This is a genomic window from Desulfovibrio sp. An276 (assembly GCF_002159665.1).
GTDB classification, from domain to species: domain Bacteria; phylum Desulfobacterota; class Desulfovibrionia; order Desulfovibrionales; family Desulfovibrionaceae; genus Desulfovibrio; species Desulfovibrio faecigallinarum.
Genome location: NZ_NFJC01000057.1, coordinates 1 through 10,930 on the forward strand (window position 1 = coordinate 1; position 10,930 = coordinate 10,930).

Annotated in this window: 9 protein-coding genes; 4 read left to right on the forward strand and 5 right to left on the reverse strand. The window is 58.7% G+C overall.

Going from position 1 to position 10,930, the window contains the following annotated elements:
• Positions 1-89: 89 nt before the first annotated feature.
• Positions 90-1,721 (forward strand): tyrosine-type recombinase/integrase, encoded by a 1,632-nt coding sequence (locus B5F76_RS13855; protein ID WP_087355618.1) that lies wholly within the window; start codon positions 90-92, stop codon positions 1,719-1,721.
• Positions 1,722-2,057: 336 nt separating this feature from the next.
• On the opposite strand, the gene B5F76_RS13865 is transcribed toward B5F76_RS13855, so the two are convergent.
• From B5F76_RS13865 to B5F76_RS15210, 3 genes are all read right to left on the reverse strand, one after another.
• Positions 2,058-2,327, reverse strand: a complete 270-nt coding sequence (locus tag B5F76_RS13865) for a hypothetical protein (RefSeq protein WP_144268502.1) — start codon at positions 2,325-2,327, stop codon at positions 2,058-2,060.
• A 356-nt stretch (positions 2,328-2,683) separates the two neighbouring features.
• Positions 2,684-3,349, reverse strand: a complete 666-nt coding sequence (locus tag B5F76_RS13870) for a DUF4116 domain-containing protein (RefSeq protein WP_087355625.1) — start codon at positions 3,347-3,349, stop codon at positions 2,684-2,686.
• A 130-nt stretch (positions 3,350-3,479) separates the two neighbouring features.
• The gene (locus B5F76_RS15210; RefSeq protein ID WP_204218430.1) at positions 3,480-3,848 is read right to left on the reverse strand and encodes a hypothetical protein; all 369 of its coding nucleotides are present in this window, start codon (positions 3,846-3,848) and stop codon (positions 3,480-3,482) included.
• Positions 3,849-3,860: 12 nt separating this feature from the next.
• Here B5F76_RS15210 and B5F76_RS13875 point away from each other — a divergent pair, with 12 nt between their 5' ends.
• Positions 3,861-6,257, forward strand: coding sequence for a cation-translocating P-type ATPase (locus tag B5F76_RS13875; protein ID WP_204218431.1), 2,397 nt, complete (start codon positions 3,861-3,863; stop codon positions 6,255-6,257).
• 390 nt (positions 6,258-6,647) lie between these two features.
• Here B5F76_RS13875 and B5F76_RS13880 read toward each other — a convergent pair whose 3' ends face one another.
• Together B5F76_RS13880 and B5F76_RS13885 are read right to left on the reverse strand one after the other, a co-directional pair.
• A complete protein-coding gene (locus B5F76_RS13880) occupies positions 6,648-6,944 on the reverse strand; it encodes a hypothetical protein (protein ID WP_087355629.1) in 297 nt (98 codons plus the stop codon).
• 22 nt (positions 6,945-6,966) lie between these two features.
• Positions 6,967-8,235: a hypothetical protein gene (locus B5F76_RS13885; RefSeq protein WP_087355630.1), complete on the reverse strand. Its 1,269-nt coding sequence runs from the start codon at positions 8,233-8,235 to the stop codon at positions 6,967-6,969.
• Between the two features lie 769 nt (positions 8,236-9,004).
• On the opposite strand from B5F76_RS13885, the gene B5F76_RS15215 reads away from it, so the two are divergent.
• On the forward strand, positions 9,005-9,484 hold the full coding sequence (locus B5F76_RS15215) for a C40 family peptidase (RefSeq protein ID WP_204218432.1): 480 nt from the start codon (positions 9,005-9,007) through the stop codon (positions 9,482-9,484).
• 63 nt (positions 9,485-9,547) lie between these two features.
• Positions 9,548-10,792 carry a zincin-like metallopeptidase domain-containing protein gene (locus tag B5F76_RS13895; RefSeq protein WP_087355634.1) on the forward strand — a complete coding sequence of 415 codons (1,245 nt, stop codon included), beginning with the start codon at positions 9,548-9,550 and terminating at the stop codon, positions 10,790-10,792.
• Positions 10,793-10,930 lie beyond the last annotated feature (138 nt).

Consider the following 10,930-nt stretch of genomic DNA (forward strand, 5'->3'; position numbering starts at 1 on the left):
GTCGCCTGGTTTACGTAAAACCTCACTCCCCGTATTTATCCCTTGCTTTCTGTACTCATTGTCCCTTGCCTCTGTGGAGGAGGTGCCACATGGCAATCATTCACAAGGCAATCAAATCCAAGCCATGGATCGTGCGCTACAAAGAGCCATGGTCAGGTAAAGCAAGGACCAGGTCTTTTCTGACGCAGGCAGAGGCTAAAGCCTTTGACGAGGCACAAAGCCAAGTCTTTGACCGGGAGCGGGCTATCATCAAGGCCACAAAACGACGGCGCAAACTACAGGCAGCCCCGTCAATCACTGTGGCCGACGTCATTGACCGATACTTGGACTCGCTGACGAACCTGCGCACCCGCAAGTCCTGCGCTCACCACCTCAAGAGCATCCGGGATATCTATGGGGAGCGCAAGGCTCACTGTATGACCTTGGAGGATATGGACGCTTTTCTGAAGGTACAGCGTGAGCGGGGCGTGGGCAGGACCACTGCCAACCGCAGGGCAGGGCTGTTGCGGACCGCTTGCAACCATGCTGTCCGCTGGGGCCTGCTCAGCAGCAACCCGCTTGCCAGCATGCGCCTTGCCGCACAGCCCCGACAGACGCCGGATCCGCCCACGCTGCATGAGGCCAAGCTGATCTACAACTCCGCTTCCGAACACGTCAAAAGGGTTGTGCTCTTAGGACTTGCCACTGGTGCTCGCATTGGTCCTTCCGAGCTCTTCAGATTGCGGTGGTCCGATGTGGATCTCGAGCACGCTGTCCTCCGCATGCCGCAAGCTGCCAAGGGAGCACGGGCAGAGGGGAGAGCCGTGCCAATCCGGCGGGATGTGCTCGACCAACTACAGTCATGGTCAATCCAGGACGCTGCTATCCAGTGCCCTTGGGTTATCAACTACCACGGCAAGTCCGTGCGCAACATCGGCCATGCATGGCGCAAGGCTCTGCAACGGGCTGGCATAGAGCGGCGCATCCGTCCCTATGACCTTCGCCATGCCTTTGCGAGCCATAGTTTGGACGCGGGCGCGGACCTCAAGAGTGTGGCCGATATCATGGGCCATGCGGACGAGGCTATGATCGTCCGCTTTTACCGTCACACCAACCCCGAGTCCCTGCGAGCCGCGACTGAGGCCGCTCCGGGACTCAGCTCAAAGGAGAACATCCACATGGAACTCAACGAGATAGTGTACAAGATCAATGATGGACGCCTCTGGGACGTGGAGGAGGCCAAGTATGTGACAGAGGCCCCTGCGAGCAAGCAGGTGATTGCCCTCTACAGCAATGGCAAGCCCGGCGGTGAGGACTACCTGAAGCGTACGCTTGTCTTCTATGGCTACACTGTCGGCCCGGAACTCAAGACGCTGGACGAGGTCAAGGCCGAGAAGCTGGCCGAGATCAACGAGAAGTGTGACGCTGCCCTGAAGGCCATGACGCCGACATATCCCGACAGGGAGCTGCTCACCTTCGACCAGCAGAAGCAGGAGGCGTTAGCATACACTTCGGATCCGTCTTCTGCCTGCCCGCTCTTGTCTCCTTTGGCCGCTGCTCGTGGTGTCAGTCTTGAGCTCCTGTGTCAGAAGGTGATCGCAAAGGCCACTGCCTTCTCCAATATCTCTGGTACCCTCATTGGTCAGAGACAGGCCTACGAGGATCAACTGGATCTGTGCGAGACAAAGGACGCGGTGGCAGCCATTCAGCCTGTATACACACTAAGCGAGGGCGATGCCTAATGCCGGGAGACTATGGGTACGGCAAGTGTGTACTGATTGCCATTGACCAGTTGTGTAACGCTCTGTGTAACGGCTGGCCCGATGAAACTCTGAGCAGCCGCGCATTCAGAGATGACCGTGACGGCGTCCGGTCATGGCCGCGCAAGCTGATTGACGGCCTGCTCTTCTTCGACAAGAACCACTGCCAGGAATCCTACAAGTCGGAGGTTCTCCGGAGGCAAGCGCCGCCGGAGACCAGGTAACAAGAATGCCCCTGTACCATTGCGGTGCAGGGGCTTGAAATCGTTTCCGGCTTGTGTTCTTGTTGCCTTGCAGGGTGCTCATACCCTGCACCTCCTAGAGGAGTGCCCCGTGGTCATTGTTCACAGCCACGGGGCTTTTCTTTTGTCTATCCAGGTACGCCCGGAACTCTGACACGAACTTGTCGAAGGCTTGCGCCGCTTCCTCTGTGGTTGTCTGATACTGGCAGACAACCTGCCAGCCGGAGGCGTTGCGGCCTTCCAGCATGTAGGAGCCACCGAAAAGCTTGCGGACGAGAATTGTAGCGCCGCCTACCCGTGTTTCAAGGCGCTCTGTCTGTAGGAGGGGGTCGAGAGAAGTTATCATGTGTACTTTGGCTTTTGGTTGTAGGGTGGAGGACTTCACAAAAGCGTCTTTGTACATGTATACTCACAATGTCCACAGCGGGAACCCGCTGTCTAAGTCCGGCTTGAGGTAGTACTCTACCGGCCTCTGGAGCTTAGGGATTGCAACCATCTCCAGCGACATTGCGCAACGCGTATTTTTGCTCAAGGGCGGTCCTTCGGGATCGCCCTTTCTTGTTGCCTCTACCAAAGAGAAAGATAACGCATCGACAGTCTGCCGATGCGTCAAGAAAGGGGTGGGATTTGCCATAGTGGGAGCGGCTCATTTTGCCCTGCACCAAGGCGATTTGGTGCAAAGGGGTTGTAAGTTGCTAGGATTTAAGGGTTTGATTGTTCTGTGCGCACAGCCAAGGCGCACATCCCCTGGTCGAGGATGCTCCCCGGGACGTCCTTGATGGCAGTGCCCTCAAGGCGCAGGGCGTCAAGGCAGAGGCTTTTGTCGCGCAAGGGGTGCGGAACATCACCAAGGCTGGCACGCCCGCTGCGTACAAGCCCCTGCCAGACAATACGATCGCGAAAGCGCTCGGGTATCATGGCAAGGCTTGCCCCGCGCGCTGCACCAAGATGGCAGATCTCCTGCTCGCGCAGCCTCAAAGGCACAAGGCCCAGTGCCTGGCCGTCGTTTTCCACAGCTGCCCTTGCCATATCCCAGTCGCAAAGGCGCGAGGGGACAAAGCGCAGGGCCAGGCCGTTGGCACGCACGGCTGCAAGGCACATGTCCCTGTCCACAAGCTTCCTTGGAACATGGCGCAGGGCAAGGCCGTTTCCGGAGACTGCGCAAAGGCACATCTCGCGGGTGACAAGCGCGTCCGGCAAAAGGGCAAGGGCTGCCCCTGCCAGCTGCACGGCCTTGAGGCACAGTTCCTGCGCAAGTTCGCCGGTGAGGCTTGCCAGGGGGATTTTCACGATGTTCGCCGGGCTTTGCGCAAGCATGGCAAGGTAGGCGTCCCTTGCCCTGGCAAGACTGTCCGGTAGGGCCTGCATGAGTCTCCTGTCTGTTGCACGTTGGATGAAAAGGCACAAATCGCACACTATTGCACGACGTTTGCCGCAAGATGAAAAATTTTTTCAAAAATATGCGAAAAGTCGCTTGACTCTATAGTTGCTATAGACACTACCCTGTCACTATCGATGAAAAAGGGAGGGCGGTACCCCCTCCCGACAGGCCACCTTGGAGGAATATATGAGTGAAGCCACCACGGCGCTGTGCCCCTGCGGGCAAAGCCATCCACTTGGATATATATGCGAGATAGGGCGCGAGATCCTTGCAAGGCGCAAGGCAGAGGAAGCCGCGCACGAACATGTCCATGATCATGCCTGCTGTTCCGGCCATGAACACACGCACGATCATGCCCACGAGCACGTTCGCGCATGCTGTGAAACCCACGACCATGCGCATGAACACGCGCATGAGCATGCCTGCTGCGACGCTCATGACCATGAACACGCACACGATCATGCGCACGACCATTGCTGCTGCCACGAGCATGCGGCCATGGAGGAGCTGGACTACGCTGCCCTGGGTTCGGCATCGGACACCCGCGCCATCTACCGCATCGTGAACATGGACTGCCCCATGGAGGAAGCCCTCATACGCAAGAAGCTTGCCGGGATTTCCGGCATCACGAGCCTTGAGTTCAACCTCATGCAGCGCGTGCTTACAGTGAATCATACACTTGCCTCAACCACGGTCATAGAAGAGGCCCTGAAGGCCATAGACATGACGCCAGAGGCCATAGCCACAGACGAGACCTCGGTCTTCAACGTGGCGGGCATGGACTGTCCCGAGGAAGAGCGCCTTATCCGCGCAAAGCTTGCAAACATCTCCGGCATCACGAACCTTGAGTTCAACCTCATGACCCGCATGCTCACCGTGACCCACAGGCCGGGGCTTTTGCCGGACATTTCAAAGATTCTTGCTTCCCTGAACATGGGAGCTCGCCTTGTGCGCGACAAGGCAGCAAGCATGGCAGACGAGACGCCCAAAATTCCCTGGAAGAAGCTTTGCGTGGCAGGTATTCTTGCTGCCTTCTCCGAGGTCTTCCACCTTGTGGAAACCTGGCAGGCAAAACCCTTCGGGATAGACGTGGCCTCTCTCACAGTACAGGGCTTTTCCCTGATGGACGTGCTGGCACTCGCCTTCTCGGTCATTGCCATAGCCCTGGCAGGCCTTTCGACCTACAAGAAGGGCTGGCTTGCAGTCTCCAACCTGAACCTCAACATGAACGCCCTCATGGCTGTTGCCGTGACAGGCGCTGTCCTCATAGGCCAGTTCCCCGAGGCTGCCATGGTCATGGTCCTCTTCAACCTCTCCGAGGCCATAGAGGCAAAGTCCCTCGACAGGGCCCGCAACGCCATCCGCGAACTGCTTGCCCTTGCCCCCGAAAGGGCCACGGTGCGGCAGGCAGACGGAAGCTGGCTGGCCATGGATATTCGCGAGGTGGCAGTGGGAAGCATCGTGCGCGTGCGGCCAGGCGAAAAGGTTGCCCTGGACGGTGTTGTCACAAGCGGCCACTCCACAGTGAACCAGGCGCCCATCACGGGCGAGTCCATGCCTGTGGAAAAGTCCGAGGGCTCCCAGGTGTATGCCGGCACCATCAACGAGGCTGGCTCCTTCGAGTTCGAGGTGACGGCCCTTGCCACCAACTCCACCCTTGCGCGCATCATCCACGCAGTGGAGGAGGCGCAGGCCACCCGCGCGCCCATGCAGCGTTTTGTGGACGCCTTTGCAAGGTACTACACGCCTGCAGTCTTCCTTGTCGCCATTGCAGTGGCAGTCCTTATGCCCCTTTTCACCGCAACACCCGTCTCCTCGGCAGTCTACACGGCCCTGGTCGTGCTTGTCATAGGCTGCCCCTGTGCCCTGGTCATCTCCACGCCAGTGAGCATTGTGAGCGGCATGGCTGCTGCCACAAGGAGCGGCATACTCGTCAAGGGCGGCATGTTTCTGGAACAGGGACGCCTTCTGAAGGCCATAGCCTTCGACAAGACTGGCACCATCACCCGCGGGCGGCCGGAACAGACGGATCTTGTTCCCATGGGCGACCTTGACAGGGAGAGGGTGCACATCCTTGCTGCAAGCCTTGCCTCCCGCTCCGACCACCCTGTCTCCGGAGCCATAGCAAGGGCTGCCGAAGAGGCAGGAACTTCCCTGCAGGCTGTGGAAGAGCTCGAGGCATTGCCTGGCGAAGGCATCTGCGGTGTCATTGACGGGCACAAATGGTACCTTGGCAACCACCGCATGGTGGAGCGCCTTGGCAAGTGCTCGAAGGCGATAGAAGAAAGGCTCTTTGCCCTGGAGAAGGAAGGCAAGAGCGTTGTGGCCCTTGTGGGCTCGAAGGTTGAAGGACTGATAGCCGTGGCGGACACCGTGAAGGAGACAAGCCTCGAGGCCCTTCAGGACTTAAGACGCCTTGGTGTGCGCACCATCATGCTCACTGGCGACAACGAGCACACTGCGAAGGTCATTGCCGACAGGGTGGGCGTTGACGAGGTGCACGCCAACATGCTGCCCGAGGACAAGCTGGCTGTCATAGACAGGCTTGGAGGAGATGGCAAGGTCGGCATGGTTGGCGATGGCATCAACGACGCCCCGGCCCTTGCCAGGGCAAGCGTGGGCTTTGCCATGGCAAAGGGCGGCACGGACACGGCCATCGAGACCGCGGACGTGGCCATCATGGACGACGATTTGCGCAAAGTACCGAGATTCATTGCCCTCTCCCGCGCAACCTACGCCATCCTGGTTCAGAACATAGCCCTGGCCCTGGGCATCAAGGCCCTCTTCTTTGTCCTCACCTTCACTGGCAACGCCACCATGTGGATGGCAGTGTTCGCGGACGTGGGCACCTCGCTCCTCGTGGTCGCAAACGGACTGCGTGCCATGAAAAAATAGCATAGCACAATCATCCTCACGCTGGGGATCCTCGTCGGGTATGCGGCAAGGATCCCCTTTTTGTTGCTCGCAAAATGGGGAAAGACGAGGGAACGATGGTTCCCGCCAGGGATCCGGACAAGGTGACAAGGGATGTTGCCCACAGTGCTTTGGGCACATGGTCCTTGGAAAAAGTGGCTTTGCGGCCTTGAGGGGTATGGGCAAGGCTTTTTTTCGCAGTCCTTGCGCGTGCACCCCCGCGCGTGTTCCCGGGGAACGCTTTTTTGTCCCGGGAACAGCTGATGGTCTTGTGCCATGCCTTTCGCCATTGCTTTTTCACGAAGCCGCTTTTTGGCGAAAAGCCTGGGGTTGAGTTTTTTTTTGATTTGCCTGGGGTTGGGACAAGGGCCTTTAGCAGGGCATGGCGTAGACAGGCTGATGGGGCAAGACTTCGCTTGCTGCCTCAAGCAGCATGTCCTCGCGCACGATCCAGAACCACTGCCTGCCAAGCGTCTTGGCGCTGGGCATGGTCTTGTCGCGCACAACCAGAGTGAGGGGGCCGTTTTCCCAGGGCCTGCTCCAGGGTTCATCGCGCAGAGCGTCGCGCTCGGCATCGAAATGGGGAAAGTCCATGGCTGCGGCAGCGGCAAAGCCTTCCACAAAGGCTTCCTTGTCCGCGTTGCTCAAATGATGAAGCTGAATGTCCATTGTTATACTCCTTGATTGGTTGTTATGGGTTGGATTTTGGGTTTGATTGCAGGTTGGATGGTTGCTTGGACTGCGTTGCCCGGGACAGGCCGGCTTGTTCGTGCGCGGCGCCGCCCTTTGGGAGCGGCTGCGCGCTCGTTGTCCCTTGCGCATTGAGCATTGCCAAAAGGACAAGAAGCTCGCGTGAGTTTAAGGTTCCCATGCGCGCCTCGTTGTCCCTGATCCACAAGAAGGTGGGAACAAAGGTCTTTGCGCCGCATGTGCCGACAAACCAGTCCGAGGCAAGACCCAGCCAGGAATGGACCAGCTCAAGCTCGCCCTGGGAAGGTCTTGTACCTTCCCTTGTGTAGAGGGCAAGGCTTGACGGCCCGCTTCCCACGGGCATGAGAAGCACAGGGAAGGAAAGAGGAAGGCCTTGCAAAAGGCCCTGGGCCCTTTTGCAGTGCGGGCAATCGGGTTCTGTAAAGACCAGAAGTGCCATCGTCCTGTCGAGGGCCTTGTCCTTGTCTTTTGCAAGCAGGACACCCGGAACACGCGCCAAAAGCTCGTCCACCCTGGCCCTGGAAACTGTCCTTGCAGAGGCGAGCTTTGCAAGGATGGCCTCGAGGTCGCGGGGGTTCATGTTTGTGTCGATATCAGGAACTTTGTGTTCCCTGCCCTCGGCTGTTATGCGCAAGGCAGGATAGGCCTGGGCCTCGAAGGCCTTGCGGGCCCCAAAGGGAATGGGGTTCACCTCATCGTCAGTGCCAGCCCTCAGGTTATGCAGTTCGGCATGGGGATACCGGGCAAGAAGCGCTGCGAGAGCGGATTCGAGGTCGGAGCCTGGCATTGTGCCAGACATTGCCTCTCTGAAGCGCTTATGCCCTGCACCCTGAACAATATGTCCTTGCAACTGCGTGTCAAGACGCGTTGCAGGGCCCTGCAAAACTCCGCTTTCGTACCCCGCCGCGTCCGTGACTGGCACGGCGGGGCCGGAAGAAGAGGCGTGGGGGTGCGTGCCCTGGACCTGGCCCGTTACCACGGCAGCACCTCCCGCATGCGTGAAAGCCCCGGACGCGGGCTTCCCTGCAGTGTCGGATAGTGTGTACGTCCCTCTCTCCGGGCCCCTGGCCGTGCGGTCGAGATGGTTGAAGGCCAGAACGCAGACAAGGGCTGTCTGCACAAGCACCATGAGCCCGACCAGGATGAGGGGAACGTCAAAGGCATATGGGGTTCCGGGGCAGGAGCAGCGAAAGCCGCATGACCCGGAGGAAAAGTCGACCCTGGTATCTTGCGTGGATGTTTCGTGCATGAATATCTCCATGAAGCCAGGGCAGGGCACACAAGGGTACGCGACACATGGGACGACCCGTGGCAGGAAGAAGGCACCACCCCTTCCCGATATACGCGGGAAAAGACAGGGCTTGTCACCCGGGATCGTGTGGGGAAAGACGCCCACAATCCATATGTTGCGTTAAGTGTGCTCATGCCCAATGGCCTTAAGGTTGGCAGGTGTCGGATCCCGGACAATAGCGTGACAGTCTGGCGACAGGCCATATCGTCACACAAATGTCGCGTGCGTCCAAACAAAGAATCCATATGAAGAATCCATGCGATGATTCCCCATACGAAGATTCTTCGAATCGTCCTGCGAACGAACAAGGCTGCGAACCCGCTGGCTGAAGCACCTTCTCCTCAGGGGCACTTGCCATGGGATGAACGGATGCGCGCCTTCACCCCGAGGGCGGCATCCCTTGTCCGAAACCCCTTTTGTCATATTTTTCCTGACCTGTCAACACATAGGCAAAGAAAATTTTTCCCCGGGCAGGGTCTTGCAGCCCCGTTTCACGGGTCTTGCCTGTATGGTATTGAAACTTATGAACAAAAATGTATTTGGACTCTCCGTCTCGGGATATCTTGACTTTCATTGCGGCATGCCTGTATTTTATGAAAGTCTTGCGTGCGGCAAGAAGCTGTCACTGTCTGAAGAAAGGGGCCAGCTACCAACAAGTCAGACAGGCGGCACCCAGGGCGACAGAAATTTCTGCCTAAAGCGAGGCAAGAAGATATTGGAGGCAAGTATGCAACGCAGAACACTGTGCGCTGCCCTGCTCCTGTACGCTCTTTTTCCTGGCCTTGCCCTTGGGGCAGGCGAAACACCGGGTACGAACGGCCAGGGAAGAATGACAAGGGACAGGGCAGCCAAAAGGCTTGCCCTTGCAGTGCGCCTTTCCCTTGGAAAACCGTATGTGTGGGGCGCCGGGGGACCAAACGCCTTTGACTGTTCGGGCCTTGTGCAGTGGCTCTACCGCTGTGCAGGCCTTCTCCTTCCCAGAACTGCCCTTGAACAGGGGCGCGGGGGCCGCAGGGCAGGGCAAAGACTTGCCTTCGGAGACGTGCTCCTTTTCAGCTCCAGGGTCTCGCCCTCTGGCTGGCACTGCGGGATGTACCTTGCACGGGGCTATTTTGTGCACGCGGCAGGTCGTGGCAAGGGTGTCATTGTCTCAAGGCTTGCGCCAGGGAAAAAACGCCTTGTCGCAGCCAGGCGCTACCTTGTCTGATGCATACGTGCAGACATTTGGCTTGGGGTCGAGGTTCAAAAACGGGCAACAGTCGTACAATGCATGGCGGAAAGGAGGACAGCCCCAAGGGGCCGCAAGATAAGGGAAACATCGGCTGCGGACAGGCTCATCAGGGAGGTTGCGACAAGCATAGTGGGCCTCATACGCGAGGGAAAAACGGAACGGGACCTGGGGCTTGCAAGGCCCTGGGTACCACCGCAAAACATCATCTACGGGAATCGCTACTCGGGCGTGAACGCGATTTCCCTCACTGCACAGGCAAGGACCAGGGGGCAAAACGACTGCCGCTTCCTGACCCTGCGCTCCCTTGGGAAGCTGAAGGACAGGGAGGGCAACACAGCGCGCCTCAAGGAAGGCGCAAAGCCCTATCTTGTGATGACGCCGCGCAGGGGACAGGGACGGCCTCTTGCGCCAGACGAGGACCCGTCTGCGTATCCTGAAAAGAATCTGGAGGTGAAGGAGGACGGCAAGCTCTGGCTTAGGGGGAAACTCTACTTTGCGAGCGTGCGCGTCTACTCCGTTGCGGACACCACTGCGGACGTGCCACCCCTTCGGGTGCAAAGGTCCACGGTGTTCCTTGAAAACAGCTTTCTCGACAGGGCCATAGCAGCCTGCGGGGCAAGGGTTGTGCACGATTCCCCGGACGGCGCCTATTATTCGAAGCGCGAGGACGCAATCCATATGCCGCCACGGGAGAGCTACGACAATCCTGCCATCTACTACGCGACCCTCTGCCACGAGTTCTTCCACTGGACAGGCGCAAGGGGGAGGGAGGACAGGGTCCTTGGCGGAGGCTTCGGGGAGGACGAATACGCCCGCGAGGAGCTGCGGGCAGAGCTTTTTGCTGCCTTTGCGACAGTGGCCTTCGGCCTTGAGGGTGCGCTTCCCAAGTGTGCAGGCTATATCGGCGCCTGGAACAAGTGCCTGAGAAGCAACCCCGGGGACATACTAGCCATGGCCTCGCAGGCGCAGCGCGTGGCGTCTGCCATCCTGGACCTTGCGGAAGGGGTGAAGCCAAAACTGCCCTGGCTTGTCGGCAGGGATTTTTCCACAGTTCCTGCACCCTTGCGCGAGGCTCGCGAAAAGGGCCTTGACCTTGACGATATGTGGCGCAGGCAGATGGGCCTTGTAGAAGAAGGGGAAGAAAGGGGCGTGAAGGCCGAGAGTTGCGAGAATATGGGGAACGTCAGGAAGGTCAGGAAAGCCGGGAAGAGCCAGAAGGTCTTTGTGGAGGAAGGGCCCTGCAGCGCAGAAAACGAGGATGAGGGCTTTTCTCCCGCGCCCTAGACAATGGGCCGACCATGGCTGGCAGACAGATCGGGTAGGCGGGGGCGATCGCTCGCCCCAACCTCCCACACCACCGGACGTACGGGTCACGTATCACGGCGGTTCAACTAAACAAGGCTTTCTTGGCTCTGAGGCACT

What these genes read in the sequence shown, in the direction of transcription:
- B5F76_RS15215 (WP_204218432.1), top strand. Translation starts at nt 9,005, where the DNA reads ATGCAACGCAGAACACTGTGCGCTGCCCTGCTCCTGTACGCTCTTTTT.
- B5F76_RS13880 (WP_087355629.1), bottom strand. Translation starts at nt 6,944, where the DNA reads ATGGACATTCAGCTTCATCATTTGAGCAACGCGGACAAGGAAGCCTTT.
- B5F76_RS13855 (WP_087355618.1), top strand. Translation starts at nt 90, where the DNA reads ATGGCAATCATTCACAAGGCAATCAAATCCAAGCCATGGATCGTGCGC.
- B5F76_RS13870 (WP_087355625.1), bottom strand. Translation starts at nt 3,349, where the DNA reads ATGCAGGCCCTACCGGACAGTCTTGCCAGGGCAAGGGACGCCTACCTT.
- B5F76_RS13895 (WP_087355634.1), top strand. Translation starts at nt 9,548, where the DNA reads ATGGCGGAAAGGAGGACAGCCCCAAGGGGCCGCAAGATAAGGGAAACA.
- B5F76_RS13885 (WP_087355630.1), bottom strand. Translation starts at nt 8,235, where the DNA reads ATGCACGAAACATCCACGCAAGATACCAGGGTCGACTTTTCCTCCGGG.
- B5F76_RS13875 (WP_204218431.1), top strand. Translation starts at nt 3,861, where the DNA reads ATGGAGGAGCTGGACTACGCTGCCCTGGGTTCGGCATCGGACACCCGC.
- B5F76_RS13865 (WP_144268502.1), bottom strand. Translation starts at nt 2,327, where the DNA reads ATGATAACTTCTCTCGACCCCCTCCTACAGACAGAGCGCCTTGAAACA.